The sequence below is a fragment of the Myroides sp. ZB35 genome, assembly GCF_001865835.1.
GTDB classification, from domain to species: Bacteria; Bacteroidota; Bacteroidia; order Flavobacteriales; family Flavobacteriaceae; genus Flavobacterium; species Flavobacterium odoratimimum.
The window spans coordinates 613,801-632,429 of record NZ_CP017769.1; the positions used below are offsets into that span (position 1 = coordinate 613,801).

Annotated in this window: 16 protein-coding genes; 9 read left to right on the forward strand and 7 right to left on the reverse strand. The window is 34.7% G+C overall.

Annotated features, from left to right (window positions below; genetic code table 11):
• Positions 1-707: 707 nt before the first annotated feature.
• Positions 708-1,322, reverse strand: a complete 615-nt coding sequence (locus tag BK054_RS02835) for a hypothetical protein (protein ID WP_006266930.1) — start codon at positions 1,320-1,322, stop codon at positions 708-710.
• A gap of 142 nt (positions 1,323-1,464) precedes the next feature.
• On the opposite strand from BK054_RS02835, the gene BK054_RS02840 reads away from it, so the two are divergent.
• The 6 genes from BK054_RS02840 to BK054_RS02865 all read left to right on the forward strand — a co-directional run bounded on the left by BK054_RS02840 (position 1,465) and on the right by BK054_RS02865 (position 9,365).
• On the forward strand, positions 1,465-2,514 hold the full coding sequence (locus BK054_RS02840) for an alpha/beta hydrolase (RefSeq protein ID WP_006259561.1): 1,050 nt from the start codon (positions 1,465-1,467) through the stop codon (positions 2,512-2,514).
• A 210-nt stretch (positions 2,515-2,724) separates the two neighbouring features.
• Entirely contained in the window at positions 2,725-3,783 is a 1,059-nt protein-coding gene (locus tag BK054_RS02845) for a 3-oxoacyl-ACP synthase III family protein (protein WP_006259563.1), read from the forward strand.
• Between the two features lie 630 nt (positions 3,784-4,413).
• Positions 4,414-5,799 (forward strand): phosphatase PAP2 family protein, encoded by a 1,386-nt coding sequence (locus tag BK054_RS02850; RefSeq protein WP_006266929.1) that lies wholly within the window; start codon positions 4,414-4,416, stop codon positions 5,797-5,799.
• 142 nt (positions 5,800-5,941) lie between these two features.
• Positions 5,942-6,856 carry a helix-turn-helix domain-containing protein gene (locus BK054_RS02855; RefSeq protein WP_006266928.1) on the forward strand — a complete coding sequence of 305 codons (915 nt, stop codon included), beginning with the start codon at positions 5,942-5,944 and terminating at the stop codon, positions 6,854-6,856.
• A 96-nt stretch (positions 6,857-6,952) separates the two neighbouring features.
• Positions 6,953-8,158, forward strand: coding sequence for an MFS transporter (locus BK054_RS02860; RefSeq protein WP_006266927.1), 1,206 nt, complete (start codon positions 6,953-6,955; stop codon positions 8,156-8,158).
• Between the two features lie 295 nt (positions 8,159-8,453).
• Complete coding sequence (locus BK054_RS02865; protein WP_006266926.1) at positions 8,454-9,365, forward strand: DMT family transporter; 912 nt, start codon at positions 8,454-8,456, stop codon at positions 9,363-9,365.
• A gap of 77 nt (positions 9,366-9,442) precedes the next feature.
• Here the strand turns inward: BK054_RS02865 and BK054_RS02870 are convergent, their stop codons facing one another.
• A complete protein-coding gene (locus BK054_RS02870) occupies positions 9,443-10,909 on the reverse strand; it encodes a lipopolysaccharide biosynthesis protein (protein WP_006266925.1) in 1,467 nt (488 codons plus the stop codon).
• Positions 10,910-11,041: 132 nt separating this feature from the next.
• Here BK054_RS02870 and BK054_RS02875 point away from each other — a divergent pair, with 132 nt between their 5' ends.
• The 3 genes from BK054_RS02875 (at position 11,042) to BK054_RS02885 (ending at position 13,491) form a co-directional block, all read left to right on the forward strand.
• The gene (locus BK054_RS02875; RefSeq protein ID WP_006266924.1) at positions 11,042-11,896 is read left to right on the forward strand and encodes a glycosyltransferase family 2 protein; all 855 of its coding nucleotides are present in this window, start codon (positions 11,042-11,044) and stop codon (positions 11,894-11,896) included.
• A 68-nt stretch (positions 11,897-11,964) separates the two neighbouring features.
• The gene (locus BK054_RS02880; protein WP_006259573.1) at positions 11,965-12,711 is read left to right on the forward strand and encodes an MlaE family ABC transporter permease; all 747 of its coding nucleotides are present in this window, start codon (positions 11,965-11,967) and stop codon (positions 12,709-12,711) included.
• 3 nt (positions 12,712-12,714) lie between these two features.
• Complete coding sequence (locus tag BK054_RS02885) at positions 12,715-13,491, forward strand: ABC transporter ATP-binding protein (RefSeq protein ID WP_006266923.1); 777 nt, start codon at positions 12,715-12,717, stop codon at positions 13,489-13,491.
• A 53-nt stretch (positions 13,492-13,544) separates the two neighbouring features.
• Here BK054_RS02885 and BK054_RS02890 read toward each other — a convergent pair whose 3' ends face one another.
• The 5 genes from BK054_RS02890 to BK054_RS02910 form a co-directional block, all read right to left on the reverse strand.
• On the reverse strand, positions 13,545-14,612 hold the full coding sequence (locus BK054_RS02890) for a mannose-1-phosphate guanylyltransferase (RefSeq protein WP_006259576.1): 1,068 nt from the start codon (positions 14,610-14,612) through the stop codon (positions 13,545-13,547).
• 6 nt (positions 14,613-14,618) lie between these two features.
• On the reverse strand, positions 14,619-15,242 hold the full coding sequence (locus tag BK054_RS02895) for a SprT-like domain-containing protein (protein WP_006259577.1): 624 nt from the start codon (positions 15,240-15,242) through the stop codon (positions 14,619-14,621).
• 12 nt (positions 15,243-15,254) lie between these two features.
• Positions 15,255-15,932, reverse strand: coding sequence for an SDR family NAD(P)-dependent oxidoreductase (locus BK054_RS02900; RefSeq protein WP_006266920.1), 678 nt, complete (start codon positions 15,930-15,932; stop codon positions 15,255-15,257).
• A gap of 1 nt (position 15,933) precedes the next feature.
• Positions 15,934-16,866, reverse strand: coding sequence for a M20/M25/M40 family metallo-hydrolase (locus BK054_RS02905; protein ID WP_006266919.1), 933 nt, complete (start codon positions 16,864-16,866; stop codon positions 15,934-15,936).
• Between the two features lie 145 nt (positions 16,867-17,011).
• Entirely contained in the window at positions 17,012-18,625 is a 1,614-nt protein-coding gene (locus BK054_RS02910) for a 2-oxo acid dehydrogenase subunit E2 (RefSeq protein WP_006266918.1), read from the reverse strand.
• Between the last annotated feature and the right edge of the window lie 4 nt (positions 18,626-18,629).

Here is an 18,629-nt window from a genome sequence, read left to right on the forward strand (position 1 = left end):
TTGTGAACTATAATTGTAACCTCTCAAGCAAATTTAAATTACAAAAGCTTACAAAACCATTCACTATTCAAAGTAAAAATAACTAATACATCAACTAATCAAATATTTGATTAGACTTACTCCTATTACACTATATGATAGTGTATATTTATCCTATTGATATACTATTCTTTAGTACAGAGTAAAACAACTGTCAGTATAGTCGAGAAGTACAGTCTTCTGTCCTCCACTATTTTCTTCTAAGTTTACTTCTGCATACTGTTACATTTCATTCAGTTTTAGTCGCCTTGAGTCCGTAGTGAGTCCGTTATGAGTCCGTAGTGAGTCCGTTATTTTAACCAAAACAACGGACTAAAGAAGGAGACACATCCCTTCTAGTGTAGAATCAAAAGCAACATAACTGCTATAAGACTAAAAGCTAACTAAATGCACAGAAGAACCACTACTTCCTCATATTCTTTAACTAAACATAACACATGCTATTTATAGACAATATCCTTACCTGATCTACCCTCTTATAATCATAGCGTTCATGAAATAAAAGTAAATTTCTCTACAGTGATATTGTTTTTAGACAAACTGATAACTATCATATAATATCGATTTAGATATAAGTACTTTTACCAGTGCCAATAATTCGTATAAAGTTTTTATACAGCTGTTTTTTAGACGAAAAGAGAAGTATATGGGATATACTTCTCTTTTTATTATTTCACGATAGGAACCTTGTTAGACTCTAGTGGAGCCTCATAGATTTTATACCCTAATTTCTTCACCTCTTCTAGTAGCTTAGGACTTAGTACCTGCTCTACAGCCTTCGTATTATACACATAGGCTACATAGTACTTATACCCACCATCACTGATACTATCTTTACACGCATACCAGGTAGGAGCTACTGCTAGTTCAGATTTAAAAGGAAGTCTTAACTGTACGAAGCTTTTCGGTTTGATAATCACATAGTCGGTTACTTTCTTTGTTTTTAGCTTCTCTTGCCACTTCGCTAATAAACCATCCGAATCATAATCTCCACTCATCAGCATCGGCTCATCGATATGATTCGCCTTGTTATACACTCTCTGTCTCAACACATATACTTGGTTCTCATACGTACTTCCTACACTAGCCCCATAAGCTAACTCTGAAGTATCCCACGGAAACCAATATGTATCATTGGAGTTATTCATTACTACAATAGTAGCTAGGCTATTATCCTGCACAGTGGAGTCTAACACCTTCACTTCTATTGGTTTTTTTGCGCTTTGGCCAAAAGCACAAAATGCACTAATAAGTGCAACAAAAACAATAATTAATCTATTCATTTTCAACCGTCTCTTTAATCCGCACAAGATAATAACTACATATTATTTGTCCTCTAAAAGGAATTATAATTTCACAAATTAGAACAAGTATAAATAAGGACTTATATTTGTACTCAAACACAAAACAATCATTATCTATATCATGAAGAAGTTTTTCTATACATTATTATTTCCATTGGCTCTACTATTTGCTCATCCTATCACTGCTCAAGAAGCAATAGAAATAGGAAAAACATATACAATCCAATCTAAAGTGCTTAACGAAGATAGAAAGATACAAGTATACCTACCTGCGGGATATAATGAAGCTCAATATCCTAATCAGCAGTATCCTGTCATCTACTTACTAGATGGAGAAAGTAACTTTAATTATCTAACAGCCTATCTAGATAAGCTAAGTAGATATCCATACCCTTCTATCCCTGAGATGATCATAGTAGGAGTGATTAATACCAATAGAACAAGAGATCTGACTCCTACTAAAGTAAGTAGTGAGGAGATGTCTACAGAACAGGCTAAGAAAATAAAAGGTGAAAATGGAGGGAATGATGCCTTCTTTAAATTCTTAAAGGAAGAAGTCTTTACTTACGTAGATACCAACTACAGAACACTGGATTACAAAATACTAATCGGTCACTCATTCGGAGGAATTACTGCGTTAAACAATCTACTGAACTACACAGATATGTTTAACGCTTATATCGTACACGACCCAAGTATATGGTGGGATAATAAGGTTATACTAAGAGAATATACTGATGGGATAAACCAAGACTTTAAACACAGAAGACTATTCCTTACCCAAGTGGGCGAAAGCGAGAACAAAGGTCACCTAAGTGATCATTATAGTTCGATTAAAGAATTTGATAAATTATTAAGTACTAATACTCCTACTACACTGAGTTATCAATATGTAGCCTATGAAGGAGAAGACCACGGTAGTATACCACTAAAAGGAAATCTAGATGGACTAAGATATATATTTGACGGCTATCGAATCAACTTTAAAGAATTAAAGACCAATCCAACACTCTTAGAAGAAACTTTCGATCAGCTGAATAAACAGATGCATTATGATTTTAAACCGACTGAAAAATTCTTAGATACGGTGATTAAATATTTCACCTCTACAGGAGACAATGAGACAGCCAATCAAGTCACTAAGTATAAGAATACGCTTTACAAGAAATAACGCAGTAGTATCGCGCGCACATTCTTTTAATGCCAATAAGTAATAGTACACAATAAATATTACTTATTGGCATTATTATTATATACCTACACGAAAAGTACTACGAAATCAAAACAGCATTTCAGAATACTTCAAAAAAAAGAGAAAAAACTTATCATTAATAAATATAAAGCTCTAAGTTTACCTTACAATTAACCCAAAAACGATATTATGAATATTAAAATAATAAGTTCAGGATCTTATATCCCGACTAAAGTAATAGATAATACGAATTTCGACCAGTTTGACTTTAGAGATGAACAAGGACAACCATTAAAAGATACTAACCAACGTACAGCTTATAAACTACAACAAATAACAGGGATAGAAGAAAGAAGATATGTAGAACATGAATTAACTACCAGTGATATCGGTACTATCGCCTCTGAGCACGCTATCAAAAGTGCAGGTATAGACCCAGAGACATTAGACTATATCATCTTTGCGCATAACTTCGGAGATGTAAAGCACGGAACATTGCAGTCTGATATCGTACCTAGCTTAGCATCTAGGGTAAAACACAACCTAAAGATCGCCAATCCATCATGTGTAGCATTTGATGTTCTTTTTGGGTGCCCTGGTTGGCTACAAGGTGTGATACAAGCCTATGCGTTTATGAAAGTAGGTATGGCGAAGAGATGTCTAGTCATCGGAGCAGAAACATTATCACGTGTGATAGACTTACACGATAGGGACTCTATGATCTATGCAGATGGTGCTGGAGCTACTATATTAGAACTGACTAATGAAGAAGGAGGAATACTATCTGTAGAGTCTGCTAGTTATACACTAGACGAGGCTTTCTTCATTCACTATGGCAAATCTTATAATCCTGACTTAGACGAGAACACTAAGTACATCAAGATGTTTGGACGCAAGATTTATGAATTTGCACTAACTAATGTACCGTTAGCAATGAAGAGCTGTGTGGATAAGAGCGGAATAGATATCAACAAAATCAAAAAGGTGATGATACACCAGGCTAATGAGAAAATGGATGAAGCTATCGTAAAACGTTTCTTCGAGTTATACGATATGGAAATGCCAGAACATATCATGCCTATGAATATTCAAAAACTAGGGAACAGTAGTGTGGCTACTCTACCGACTCTATATGATATGATTATCAATAAGCAACTAGACCCGCACCAATTAGAACAAGGGGATATTATCCTATTCGCTTCTGTAGGAGCAGGTATGAACATTAATGCCTTTACTTATCAGGTATAAAATATGTATTAGAGAGAGAGCTTCATGCTCTCTTTTTTTTATAATACTCCTCTATTAATATTTCTATTATTTGTTTTCCTTTCTCTCTTTTCCACAAGACTTTCCTGTATAAAAGAGAATAGCTGTACAGACACCTAATGCGCTGTAACATATATAACTAACTAAATTATTACTAAAAAAGTCAAATAAATCAACTATTAGTAATAGTGTAGCTACAGCTATTATAAATTTTAAAATCCGATCTAAACTATACACTCGACTATACTTTCTATTATAAACTCCTTCTGTTGTGTTTAGTTACTTCACTAAAAACACAATAAAAACTCTATCAAATAATTATCAATAGTAATGCCAATTTTTCACAAAATATAAGCTCAAAAGACAAGTTCACATATAGTCATTTTAATTAAATCGAAAGTTTACTAGAAATATTTAAGTTTAAATCAATAATAAAAGAAGCAATCGTCTATTTTTAGTCATTCTTCTTATTCTTTATTAGAAGAAAAATAATTCCAGCTTCCTTATACAAATAACAAATTTTCTAAACTAACGCCATCAGTATAATAAAGCTCTTTTTGATTCTAAAAAACACCTTAAAAGGTAATTTTGCAAACAAAAAGAAAGTAAAGAATGAAAAACACTATTTATTTCGTCTGTTTATTAACATTGTATCAAACCCTAGGTTGGGGGCAATTAATCAATAATAAACAACATCTAACTGCACCGACAACGCCTAACTACGGTTTATCTCCTAAGAAAGAGAAGACTTTTTTTGAGAAAGATGCTGTACAAATTAGCTTTGTCCCTGCGATACTCTTAACAGCTTCAGGGCTAACGTGGAATAAAAAAGAAGAAATTAGAGAAATACGCAATAGATACGTTCCCACATTTCAGTATAAATATGATGATCTATTACAATATGCTCCTGCAGCGGCTACCTTTGGTCTAAAAGCAGCTGGTGTAAAAGGGCGTAATGACTTTAAGCGTTCTGCTATATCCTATGCTACTAGTATGGCTATCATGGCTATTCTAGTCAATGGAGTAAAATATACTGCAAAAGTAGAACGCCCTGATGGTTCTTCTAAAAACTCATTCCCGTCTGGTCATACTGCAATGGCCTTTGCTAATGCTGCCTTCTTAGATAAAGAATACGGTCTAGTCAACCCTATGTATTCCATAGGTGGATATGGTGCTGCTACCATGACTGGTCTTGGGCGTAGCCTTAATAATAGACATTGGGCACCCGATATATTAGCTGGAGCAGGTATTGGTATATTGTCTACTCAACTAGCTTACTTCTTCGTAGATAAAATATATGGGAACAAAGGAGATAATCTCAGTCTCATATCAAAATTCGAAGGAAATGAAAACCCTTCTTTTATGGCTATAAAACTTGGGTACACAAGTGGGCTAGAAAGCATAATAGAAACAGAAGACAATAAATCTCTTGCAAAGCTCGGCTGGGAAGCAGGACTAGAAGGAGCTTACTTCTTCAATAGGCACTGGGGACTAGGAGGTCAAATCACAGTAGCTAGTTTTCCCTTTGCAGAGAATAAAGTCAATGATCCTGAGGACCCAAATATCAGAGGAAAAATCTTATCCGAATCTATGGGTAATCTAACTTTCTCTGTAGGGCCATACTATGCGATCCATTTCTCTGACAGATGGGATCTGATGATAAAAGCATTAGGTGGCTATAGCATAGGGGCAGATGGAAATATCTCGTTAAAAGTGTTGTCTCACGAAGTTCATATCCCTGAACTAGAAGATGGAAAAGTACAGCTAGCAGAATATAAACCTGCTAATGTATTTCAATTTACAAGTGGTTTAGCGCTTACTTATAATATCACTGACAACTTAGGACTAACTGCCTACTCAGACTTCAATCACAGTCAATCTAAGATTACTTATATCATAAACGAAGATGTATTAGACGAAGGAGATCTAAAAGTAAATATAGTAAGGCATCCTCTTAACTACTTAAGTATGGGGGTAAGGCTGACTGCATACTTCTAATTAGTGCTTCTATAAAGACCATAAAAGAGAACCAAGTTATGGTTCTCTTTTATTTACATCTACTCCTAAATACAATATCCCTACTAATTGTATTTTATTTGATTTTAGTAACTTTGCTCTTCTATAAAGTTCTAATTATATTATGAGTAAAGATTTAGAGACTATTAGCGATTATTATAAAGATGGAGTGACTAACCAATACTATGCTTTAGATACTGCTGAGTATCAGTGTGGCAAATCTCACTTTAATATTAATATGCGCAAATACTGTAACTTTAAAACGCCTTATAACAGAAGAGATTATTATAAAGTCTGCCTTATTATAGGTGCAGGAGAGTTTAAATACGGAGAGCATCACCTCGTTATAGACAGGCCTGCCTTATTCTTACCATGCCCTACTACTCCATACGAATGGGAATGTCTGAGCAATCGACAAGAAGGATACTTTTGCTTATTTAACCAAGAGTTTCTGATAGAACACAGTACCATTGAATTCTTTAAAAAAACCTCTTTATTTAAAGAGTGGAGTAAGCCTTTTATCTTCTTAGATGAAGAACAATTAGAGTTGGCCTCTACCTACTTTAAACAGATGTATAGCATGGCACAGAGTGATTATCCCTTAAAGTTTGAGATTATCAGAAACTTGTTAGCCCTATTACTTCATCAAGCATTACAACTAAAAGTAGACGATCTACAACTAGAAGAAACACCTAGTAGCACTAGACTATATAGACTATTCGATGATTTACTTAACAAGCAATTTCCCTTGGACTCACCAGCTTATCCGCTACAGTATAAATCAGCTTCAGACTATGCTAAAGCCTTAAATGTACACGTCAATCATCTCAATGCATCTATTAAATCAACTACGAATAAGACTACTACTCAGCTAATCAAAGAGAGACTATTCGAAGAGGCAAAAAGCCTGCTAAAGAACACGAGTTGGGACATAGCAGAAGTAGGATATACACTAGGATTTGACCAACCTTCTCACTTCAATAACTTCTTCAAGAAAAATGCTGGCATCACTCCTTTAAAATATAAAAGCAACCACTAACCTAATCTTTGATTTTTACAATTATCCCTTTGAGATATTTAATTCCAAAAATCACTCATAGACTTAATTTTGCCCCACAAACAACAATTATTATCTATGTTAAGAGAAGCAAGTGAACAAAGAAAGAGGCTAGCCACTATACTTGCCTTTTGTTCTATACCCCTTTCTGGTTTTGTGACCGATATATATTTACCGTCATTCCCTTCTATGGCTAAAGGACTAGCTGTATCAGAACAAGACATACAGCTTACCCTTACCTGCTATCTATTAAGCTATGGTATATCACAGATATTCGTAGGTAGTCTTTTAGACAATATAGGAAGATACAAACCGCGTTTAGTCGCGTTACTGATATTAATCTTTACCAATCTTAGTATCACACAGATGGATAGCGTCTTCTATATCTGTATTATGAGGATTATACAAGGGATGGCCATCTCTACATTAGTAGTTGCTACACGCGCTATCTTTATAGACATCTATGATGAAACGAAGAGACAGTATTACTTAAGCTACTTTACGATCGTATGGTCATGTGGTCCTATATTAGCGCCTTTCTTAGGTGGATACTTAGAGAAGCTATTTAACTGGCATGCTAACTTCTATTTCTTAGCTATCTATTCAGGGGTTTTATTAATCTTAGACCTGTGTATCAGTGGTGAGAGTATTCCTGAGAAGAAGAAGTTTAATTTATCTGATACATTAAGCTTATATAAAATGATGCTAAGTGAAAAGAGATTTATGATTGGTACCCTAATATTAGGACTTAGCTACTCTATCGTAATGATCTTTAATATAGCAGGGCCTTTTCTAATTGAAAACACATTTAACTATGGTTCTGTAGTTATTGGTTATTGTACATTAGTACTTGGATTCTCATGGATGCTCGGCGGTATAATAGGAAAGAAAAGAATGCACTTAGACTTAAAGCCTAAAGCTCTTAAGCCTTCATTAGTACAACTATCTCTTATTGCAGTTCTATTAATTACTACAATATGGATAGAGAGCTTGCCTTTATTAATTGGTTTTCTATTTCTTATACATATCTGCTCTGGTACTTTATTTAATAATTTCTTTACCACGACCATGTTACAGTTTCCAAATAATGCAGGTACAGCAGGTGGTCTAATGGGCGGATTGGTATATGTGCTTACCTCTTTTGTCACATTAATAATCTCATCTACAGGAGCTATTACCACTCCCACTGCACTAGGAATAAGATACCTCATAACGGCTATAGCATTACTACTAGCTATACTTTATATAATCAAGCTATACAATAAAGAAAAAGTAATAAACTAGAAGAAAAATAACTAAGCTTTGCATATTTCTATACAATACAGCATAAAATAGAACATCGCTGTAATTATAAAACTAAAAATAACTTATCGAATATGCATTACATCTCGATAAATACTTAATAAACCTCTCTTAAAACTAGCTATTTTATACAGAGTAGACAATTCGTATACTGTAGTATTTTTTACTATTTTACAGTCATATTTATCAGTAATTTTGCGTTAGTCTTTAGGTAAAAAGAATCCTTTTTATCACAATATATTCAACTAATAATGTACTTAGAAGTACGTTTTTAAAAATGCAATTAAACAATAAGTTTTTAGGCTTTGCATCCGCAATCTTTGCAGCGATGTTATGGGGAGTATCTGGAGCTTTTGCTCAGTTCCTTTTTAGAGAAAAAGAGTTTAACGCAGAATGGTTAGTTACTGTTCGTCTTCTTATCTCAGGAGTATTAATGTTATTATTTGGGATTGTCAGAAAGAATCCTGATGTCGTAAATATCTGGAAAGACAAAAAAGATGTCATTCAATTAATGCTTTTTAGTTTATTAGGAATGCTGACAGTACAGTACACTTACTTTGTAACTATACTTCACTCTAATGCAGCAACAGCAACAGTAATACAATACACTGGCCCTGTGTTCATCGCTATCTATCTAGCATTAAGACTGAGCAAATGGCCTAAGCCTATTGAATTCTTAGCGATAGGAATGGCGATGTTAGGTACATTCTTATTGGTAACACATGGAGATATTAATACACTGAATATCACTCCTACAGCATTAATATGGGGTATAGCTTCTGCTATAGCATTAGCCGTATATACACTTATGCCTGTACATTTATTGAATAGATATAGCCCTATTGCTATTATAGGTTGGAGCATGCTTATCGCAGGTATAGCGATGAGTATTATACACCCTCCACATAAGCTAGAAGGTATATGGGATACAGATACATATTTGGCAGTATTATTCATTATCTTCTTAGGTACATTGATACCGTTCTATATCTTCTTAATGGCGATAAAGAATATTGGACCACAAAGAGCTAGTTTATTAGCTTGTGCCGAACCTCTGTCTGCTACTTTAATAGCTGTAGTATATTTTGGGGTCAACTTTGAATTGATGGACTATATAGGAAGTCTTTGTATTATAACAACGATATTCCTATTGACTAAAATCAAGAAGAAAGTTATTCCAGAAAATTAAACAACGAGAATATCCATTTTTTATAAGCAACGCGGTATATCCCTGTAAGGTATATCGCGTTGTTGTTTTTATATAGGTTACAAACCTAGTTTGCGAAGTAGCTTATCTAACATTGACTTTATTCCTATAACCCAATTTGTCTTTAATAGAACAATGAAGTTTAAGATAATCACTAATCCAACTTTTAAGACTAAGACTAATAGAGGGAGAGAACTATTAGGTATAGAAAATATAATAACAACAAAAGTGACCATCAATAACAATAGCTTAAAGAAGTTAGTATCGAATGGCCATAACTTCATCTTCTGATAAATGTAGTAAGTCTTAGCTATATTAAACAACGTTAGAGACAATAGTGAAGCTAGTCCCACACCGAATATTCCTAAATCTGTATAGGCTAATAATACATAGTTCAAAACAACATTAAGAACCATCAAACTAAGAATAGACACTAAATTAAAACGGTAATACTTAGAATAAGAAATAATCTCTGTATTAAACCCTGTAGACATATTAATCACCACATTAATACCTAGTAAATAGATAATCGGCAATGAAGGGGCTAACTTATCATAAGTAGGCAACAACTGAAATAGAGGTTCTATACCTACGGCAACACAGCTAAAAAGAAGCATACCAATAAAGAAAAGATTACGTGCTACTTCTTTATATTTCATATTCAGTGTACGCAATTCCGCTCTCTTTATTAAATCAGATATAATAGGTGCATATAGTGCAAATACTCCTGTAGCTGGTATAGCGAGTGTAGACGCTAAGGTCACTCCAATATTATACGTACCATTCGCTTCATAAGAGATAAAGTAAGGAATCATCAAAGAGTCTACCCTAAACGCAAAGAAAGATCCAAAGCTTCCTGCAAAGGCGAATAAGCTATATGCATAATACTCCTTCTTTCCTACATAAGTAAATAAGTCGTCGTACTTCCAATGCCAATTAAACTTAAAGTGTCTATATATATAAGTTCCTATTACTATGGCGATAATATAGTAAGAAACAATATAATACCACACTGCCTTATCTACCGAAAAGCTACCATACACTACTATTAAGAACACTGTTGGTAAAGCTATCTTAGGGATAATCTTTTCAAAAAAAGTAGGAAAAGAAAGGCGTTGTAGATTAGTCGCTTGTCGTCTAAATAGCTCTATATAAGCCATTGAAATAGCTAGTACAAACCCCATAACTACATATCTCAGCTCAGCACCATCATAGACATAGGATCCTAATAGTAATACTATCCCTACTCCTATCGTGAGCTTAATCATAGAGAGCATACTATAACTAAAGAGTTTGCCTTGTAAACGCTCACTTAATTTGGGGTAAAAGTTAATCAATGCATGTGTGCTTCCTAAAACAATAATCGGAAACATAATCTGCGCACATGCATCTACAAAACGGATAATACCTAACAGTTCTTTGTCCTGAGGATAGATTAACACCGTAGACACCACTCCTATCAATACACCTATATAATTGATTATAGTAAAAAGAAAGGCTTGTTTCGTAGATATTTTATCCTGCATAGTATAATTACCTGTTAGTCTATTACAAATATACTTGCTAATAAGTCCTTAACTACTATTTTTTTTAAATTTGTAGTTCTTATGTGAATATAGTTTGCTTTTAATAATATGTATTCACACAAATACTATTACATGAAATACCTAATTACCATACCTGCTTATAATGAATCGGCTTTTATCGGTCTCACTTTAGACAGTATAATTTCGCAGACATTATTACCTACTGATGTAATAGTTGTAAACGATAATTCGACAGATGATACAGCAGATATTGTAATAAGTAACTATGCTCATCATCCTTATATAAAACTAATCCACAAAGCATCTGAAGCTATACATCTACCTGGTAGTAAAGTTGTACAAGCTTTTAACTATGGTTTAGAACAGGTAAACAACTTAGATCAATACGAGTTTATTGTAAAGCTAGATGCTGATCTTATCCTACCTAATGATTACTTTGCTACTATTGCAAGTACTTTTGCGCAAGACCAAGCTATAGGTATGGTAGGAGGCTTTGCCTATATAGAGAAAAACAAAGAATGGGTAATCGAAAGCCTTACAGATAAGGACCATATTAGAGGCGCATTTAAAGCATATCGACTAGACTGTTTTAAACAGATAGGAGGACTTAAACCTGCCATGGGATGGGATACAGTAGATGAACTCTTGTCTAGATTTTACAACTGGAAGATCGTTACGATAGATACGCTAAAAGTGAAACACCTCAAACCTACTGGGGCAATGTATAATAAAGCGGCTAGGTATAAACAAGGAGAAGCTTTCTACAGACTTCACTACGGAATAATAATAACAAGTATAGCAGCATTAAAACTAGCAATGAAGAAGAAGAAACCTTTCTTATTCATAGATTATATCAGTGGCTACTACAAAGCAAAAAGAGAAAAACAACCGTATTTAGTCACTGAAGAGCAAGGCATTTTTATACGTAAATACCGTTGGAGTAAGATAAAATCAAAGTTACTCTAATCACTTTTTTACTTTAATAAACTTAAAACTCATTTGTAATTGGTAATTTAGCCGATATTTTAATATTTATGATCAAATCTGGATTAACACATATAGGACAGTACTTTATAATGCTAAAAGAAATGTTTAGCAAAATGACAAAGTGGAAGGTTATGAAAGTACTTATATTTAAAGAAATAGATGATCTTATCATTGGTTCTTTAGGTATTGTGGCATTCCTATCGTTTTTCGTTGGTGGTGTAGTAGCTATCCAAACTGCTCTTAACTTAACCAACCCTCTTATACCTAAATATCTTATTGGATTCGCAACGAGACAATCTGTAATCCTAGAGTTCGCTCCTACCTTTATCTCTATCATTATGGCAGGTAAGATGGGATCATTTATTACCTCTAGTATTGGTACGATGCGTGTAACAGAACAAATCGATGCACTAGAAGTAATGGGGGTTAGCTCACTTAACTACCTAGTGTTCCCTAAGCTAGTAGCAGTAATGTTATATCCATTCGTTATCGGTATCAGTATGTTCTTAGGAATCGTCGGAGGATGGTTTGGTGGTGTGATGGGGAACTTTGTTACATCAGAACAATTCATCATTGGATTACAAGATTCATTTACTCCATTCCACGTTACATACGCATTTATTAAGACCTTCTTATTTGGATTCTTATTAGCTACCATCCCATCATACTTTGGTTACTATATGAAAGGTGGTGCATTAGAAGTTGGTAAAGCCAGTACTACTTCATTCGTATGGACGAGTGTAGCTATTATCTTAACCAACTATATATTAACCTCTCTACTTTTAAGCAACTAAGAAATGATCGAAGTAAAAAATATACAAAAGTCGTTCAATGGTACACAAGTACTGAAAGGAATTACAACTACTTTCGAAACAGGAAAAACTAACCTTATCATTGGGCAGAGTGGATCTGGTAAAACAGTAATGCTTAAAACTCTTCTAGGTATTCACATTCCAGATGAAGGAACCATCAGTTTTGATGGCAGAATATATACAGACCTGACAAATACTGAAAAAAGAGAGTTGAGAACAGAGATAGGAATGGTATTCCAAGGAAGTGCCTTATTTGACTCTATGACCGTAGAAGAGAATATAGCTTTCCCTCTTCGAATGTTTACTAATAAATCTGATGCAGAAATAGCACATCGTGTAAATGAAGTTATAGATCGTGTAAATCTAATCAATGCTAACACAAAAAAGCCCTCAGAGATATCAGGAGGTATGCAAAAAAGGGTAGCGATAGCTAGAGCAATAGTTAACAACCCTAAATACTTATTCTGTGATGAGCCTAACTCAGGTCTTGATCCGAAGACAGCTATCGTTATAGACAACCTTATTCAAGAGATCACACATGAGTATGGTATTACTACAGTAATCAATACACACGATATGAACTCTGTATTAGAGATCGGTGAGCACATTGTATTCTTAAAAAATGGAGTATTAGCCTGGTCTGGTAATCATAAAGAAATCATTCAGACAGATAATGAAGATGTAGTTGACTTTGTCTACTCATCAGAATTATTCAGAATGGTACGTCAAGCTATGAGACAAATCGGAAACGAAAAGAAATAATATAAAAAAGGAGTAAAACTGATTATTTTACTCCTTTTTCTTTTCTTGTATTCTTACTTAAGTTTATCTGTCACTTGCTGACTCACAACCTTAATCTCTTGTTCTTTCTTCTTAGGGTATAATAGTAAGATATCATCCTTATCTACGATGATATAGTCATTCAGACCATCCACTACCACTACTTTCCCTTTCGCAGTTCTAACAATGTTATTTGTAGCATTATTAAAAAACGCTGTAGCATTCACTACTGCATTGTCATTATCATCTTTAGGAAGCTTATCATATAAAGATCCCCATGTACCTAGATCGTTCCAATCAAATGTAGCTGGCAATACATATACATTATTAGCCTTCTCCATCACAGCATAGTCTATAGAGATATTTTCTGCCTTAGAATAATTCTCTTCTATAAATGCTTTTTCTTTATCTGTATTTAAGAACTCATATCCTTTATCAAACAACTCAGTCATCGCAGGTTGAAATTCTGAAAAGGCATCTAAAATAGAGCTTACACTCCATATAAAAATACCCGAATTCCACAAAAAATGTCTACTTTGAATAAATTTACGTGCTGTAACATAATCAGGCTTCTCTCTAAACTGAACTACCTTTTTGATAGGACGAGAGTCTAACTTGTTAAACTCTATATATCCATACCCCGTATTTGGGAACGTAGGTAAGATACCTAAAGTCATCAATACCTTATCTCGCTCACATACATCAAAGGTACGTTGTAAGTTAGATACGAACTGTAACTCATCTTCTATCCAGTGATCACTAGGAGCCACAACCATTACAGCATTAGGATTCTTCTTCTTAATCTTCATAGCCGCATAGAGAATACAAGGAGCTGTATTACGCATATCTGGTTCAAGGATAATACTATCAGATTCTACAGAAGGCAATTGTTCTTTTACAATTTCTTTATAATTCTCATGTGTTAAAATCAGAATATTCTCTTTAGGCACTACCTGAGACAGACGTTTAAAAGTCTTTTGTATCAAGGTATCCCCTGATCCTAACATATCGTGAAACTGTTTTGGAAACTCTGGTGTACTCACAGGCCAAAAGCGTGACCCTACTCCACCTGCCATAATCACAGCATAATAATTTGAACTCATATATCTTTATCTATTTACAACATAATGGGTCAACAACTCTACTTCAGCATTTGCTTTAAAAGTATACATTCTGCCCGTTGAAACTTCTAAACACTCGAAACGCTTTACCCGTATAGGGCCACGCTTAAATATCTTTCCGTTATACGTTTTAAAATGACTCCCTAAAGGAATTTCATATATAAAACAATTGTTATTATTTATATCCTGCACATCATACCTTCTCATCGCTATAGATAGCTTCTCATCAGTATCGCTACTAGCAGAAGGGTTTCTAAAATGATTTGCTAACAAAGGTAATAATGCACTAGGAAACACTTCTTCTCTTAAAAAGGGTAACATTAATAATTGAAAAGTGCTTTTCCACTCTACTCCGTGCGGTTTTATTCCTCCTCTATACTTCTGATAAGCCACTAAATGAGCTATCTCGTGAATCAAGGTCATCAAAAAACGGTAAGGATTCAGGTTAGAATTTATCGTTATAATGTGTTTCCCATCGTGATTACGAGTATAATCTCCATGACGTGTAACTCTCTCATGTACAATCTTTAGATGCACATGATAGTGTTTTATCAATTCAAATACAGGTTCAACTGCTTGTTCAGGTAAATATGGCTTTAGCTTCTCTATCAATTATATTTTTATTTAAGGGGTAGTAGTAGACACTTGCAACACCTTCCCATTAAAAAATCTATTTCCATGTATCGCAAAATTCACGATATACTCAGCCATTTCATCTGGCATAAGTGGAGCTTGATATCCAGGGAATGCCTCTTCTAACATCTCTGTCTGTACTGCTCCTAAAGCTACTACATTAAAGAATATCCCCTTATCCTTATACTCTTCAGCTAGCAACTCACTTAAGATAGTGATAGCCCCTTTACTAGAACTATACGCAGCTAATCCTCCGAATTTTAATACTCCTTGCACTCCTCCCATACTACTTACTGACACCACATGACTATTCACTTTCATAAATGGGATAGTAACTTGCATTAGACGAGCAGCACCGAATACATTCACATTGTATACATACTGAAAATCTTCTTGTGTGATCTCCTCAAAAGGTTTGTTCACGATAGCCCCTGCATTATTAATCAGGATATCTACATGCTCCCAATTATCCTGTACAAAGGCAACTACCTTCTGAAGGTCCTCTTCTTTAGTTATATCAACAGCTAAACAAGTAACATTATCTAAATCACTAAGTTTATCTGATATTTTTCTAGATACAGCCAATACATTATGACCTAATTTTGACAACCATTGTACGCACTCTAGTCCAATACCTCTACTTGTCCCTGTAACAATTACATTTTTCATTTTAATACATTCTTATTTCTCCCGGAGCTAAATTAACAAGTTTGTTCACAACCGGTATTATATCTTGTGTAAAAGAAGTCATAAAATTTAAATCCATTAAATGAGCTTCATCCTTTACATGGTGGTAATATTCATAATTTTCAAAGTCAAAAGAACTAAATGTTTGACATGGTACTTTAAACATTTGATAGAAAGGATAATTATCAGAACGCTTAAACAAATTAAACTCCTCAGCCTTTTCTAATTTACCTACAATAGGCTTCCCTGCCAATTCGTTTAACTTAGTTGCCATAGTAGATAGATCATATCCTGTAAGATAAGTCATATAATCTCTCTTCATTGGCAGCCCTAACATTTCAAAATTAAGCATAGATACCACATTCACATTTTCTTTCTTTAAACGCTCTGCTAGATGCTTAGATCCCCATAGTCCCTTCTCTTCTCCTGTGAAGAATGCCACAAGTACTGTACGCTTATTATTTTGCAACTTCAAGTTACGCGCTAACTCTAACAGGATAGCTGTACCAGCAGCATTATCATTCGCTCCATTTGCAATAGAATCCCCATCTACAGACTTTTCTATTCCGATATGATCATAATGAGCACCTAACACCACTACCTCATTTTTTAAAGTCTCATCACTACCTGGTATAACTCCTACTATATTCCAAGCATCTGCTACATTTTGCAACGTATCGTTATACGAGCTATAATAAGGCTTAATCTTGTACTCTTCTAATCGCTTAGCTAAGTACTCACCAGCCATTTTACCTCCTTCTGTACCAGTATCTCTACCTAGTAACTCATCAGAAGCTAAATAATATAATGTTTCTTTAATATTCTTTTGTTCAGCATTAGCTTTAACAACAGATGGTGTCTTAGTAGTAGCACATCCAACTAATAAGACTGCTGCCAATAGGCTTAAAATTCTCATTTATAAATATTTTTATCAAAAATACAAAAAGGTAATCAACTATAGAAAATAAATTCTACTGTATATCAAGCATACACCATAAATTATCACCAATAAAAAAGCCCTTATTCAAAAGAATAAGGGCTTAAGTATATTATTATTTAGATTACGCCAACATAGTCACTGGGTTCTCTACATAATCTTTAAATGTTTGTAAGAACTGAGCACCTGTAGCACCGTCCACAGTTCTGTGGTCACATGCTAGAGTTACTGTCATTGTATTACCTACTACGATTTGACCATTCTTCACTACTGGTTTTTCTACAATAGCACCTACTGATAGAATTGCAGAGTTTGGTTGGTTAATAATAGAAGTAAATGACTGAATACCAAACATACCTAAGTTAGACACAGTGAATGTACTTCCATCCATCTCAGCAGGAGTAAGTTTTTTAGTCTTAGCTTTACCAGCTAATTCTTTTACTTTACCACCGATATGAGTTAAAGACATCTGATCTGTGAATGGTAATACTGGTACTACTAATCCATCCTCTACAGCTACAGCTACACCGATATTGATGTGGTTGTTATAGATAGTTGCATTATCAGTCCATTGTGTATTCACCTGAGGGTGTTTGCGAAGTGCCATAGCACATGCTTTCACTACCATATCGTTAAACGACACTTTCGTATCAGGTAAGTTATTGATAATCTTACGAGACTCAATAGCATTATCCATATCTAACTCGATAGTTAAATAGTAATGAGGAGCAGTAAACTTAGACTCAGCTAAACGACGAGCAATAGTTTTACGCATTTGTGAGTTTTTCACTTCCTCTACACTTACTTCTCCAGCTGGTACGAATGCCTTAACAGCAGGTACAGCAGCAGTAGCTGCAGCTTCAGGAGCAGCAGTTTTAGCAGCAGGTGTATAGTTTTCAATATCGCGTTTGATGATACGTCCATTCTCACCTGAACCTTTCACCTCAGTAATATTTATTCCTTTATCTTCAGCAATTTTCTTAGCCAATGGAGAAATGAATACTCTCCCATTAGTAGAAGTAGCAGCCTCCACGTTTACAGTTTTTGGTTCTTCAGCTTTAGGAGCCTCCGTAGCAGGAGCCTCAGCAGCGAAAGTACCACCGTTTTGAGCAGATGCAACTACAGCTGATACGTCAGTTCCTTCTGGTCCTAAGATCGCTAATACGCTATCAACAGGAGCAGACTCACCTTCGTTAATACCAATATATAATAAAGTTCCAGCCTCAAAAGCTTCGAACTCCATAGTAGCTTTATCAGTTTCGATTTCTGCAAGGATATCTCCTTCCTGAACCTTATCACCTACTTTTTTAATCCAAGTAGCTACTGTACCATCAGTCATAGTATCACTAAGACGAGGCATAGTAATGATTTTAACTCCAGCAGGCATAGCAGCCACAGCAGGAGCTGGTGTTTCAACTTTAGCCTCTACTACAGGAGCAGCAGCCTCAGCAGCAGGAGCAGCATTACCCGCACCACTGATTAAAGCAGAAATATCTTCACCTTCATTTCCTATAATAGCAAGTAACGAATCTACAGGAGCAGATTCACCTTCTTGTAATCCAATATATAACAATGTACCTGAATTAAATGATTCAAACTCCATTGTTGCTTTGTCTGTTTCAATTTCTGCAAGGATATCTCCTTCAGAAATCTTATCTCCAACTTTTTTTAACCATGCTGCAACAACACCTTCTGTCATCGTGTCGCTTAAGCGTGGCATTGTAATTACTTCTGCCATGTTC

Bases quoted from the DNA above. Each gene is read 5' to 3' on its own strand.
- BK054_RS02835 (WP_006266930.1), bottom strand. From the start codon at position 1,322: ATGAATAGATTAATTATTGTTTTTGTTGCACTTATTAGTGCATTTTGT.
- BK054_RS02840 (WP_006259561.1), top strand. From the start codon at position 1,465: ATGAAGAAGTTTTTCTATACATTATTATTTCCATTGGCTCTACTATTT.
- BK054_RS02845 (WP_006259563.1), top strand. From the start codon at position 2,725: ATGAATATTAAAATAATAAGTTCAGGATCTTATATCCCGACTAAAGTA.
- BK054_RS02850 (WP_006266929.1), top strand. From the start codon at position 4,414: ATGAAAAACACTATTTATTTCGTCTGTTTATTAACATTGTATCAAACC.
- BK054_RS02855 (WP_006266928.1), top strand. From the start codon at position 5,942: ATGAGTAAAGATTTAGAGACTATTAGCGATTATTATAAAGATGGAGTG.
- BK054_RS02860 (WP_006266927.1), top strand. From the start codon at position 6,953: ATGTTAAGAGAAGCAAGTGAACAAAGAAAGAGGCTAGCCACTATACTT.
- BK054_RS02865 (WP_006266926.1), top strand. From the start codon at position 8,454: ATGCAATTAAACAATAAGTTTTTAGGCTTTGCATCCGCAATCTTTGCA.
- BK054_RS02870 (WP_006266925.1), bottom strand. From the start codon at position 10,909: ATGCAGGATAAAATATCTACGAAACAAGCCTTTCTTTTTACTATAATC.
- BK054_RS02875 (WP_006266924.1), top strand. From the start codon at position 11,042: ATGAAATACCTAATTACCATACCTGCTTATAATGAATCGGCTTTTATC.
- BK054_RS02880 (WP_006259573.1), top strand. From the start codon at position 11,965: ATGATCAAATCTGGATTAACACATATAGGACAGTACTTTATAATGCTA.
- BK054_RS02885 (WP_006266923.1), top strand. From the start codon at position 12,715: ATGATCGAAGTAAAAAATATACAAAAGTCGTTCAATGGTACACAAGTA.
- BK054_RS02890 (WP_006259576.1), bottom strand. From the start codon at position 14,612: ATGAGTTCAAATTATTATGCTGTGATTATGGCAGGTGGAGTAGGGTCA.
- BK054_RS02900 (WP_006266920.1), bottom strand. From the start codon at position 15,932: ATGAAAAATGTAATTGTTACAGGGACAAGTAGAGGTATTGGACTAGAG.
- BK054_RS02905 (WP_006266919.1), bottom strand. From the start codon at position 16,866: ATGAGAATTTTAAGCCTATTGGCAGCAGTCTTATTAGTTGGATGTGCT.
- BK054_RS02910 (WP_006266918.1), bottom strand. From the start codon at position 18,625: ATGGCAGAAGTAATTACAATGCCACGCTTAAGCGACACGATGACAGAA.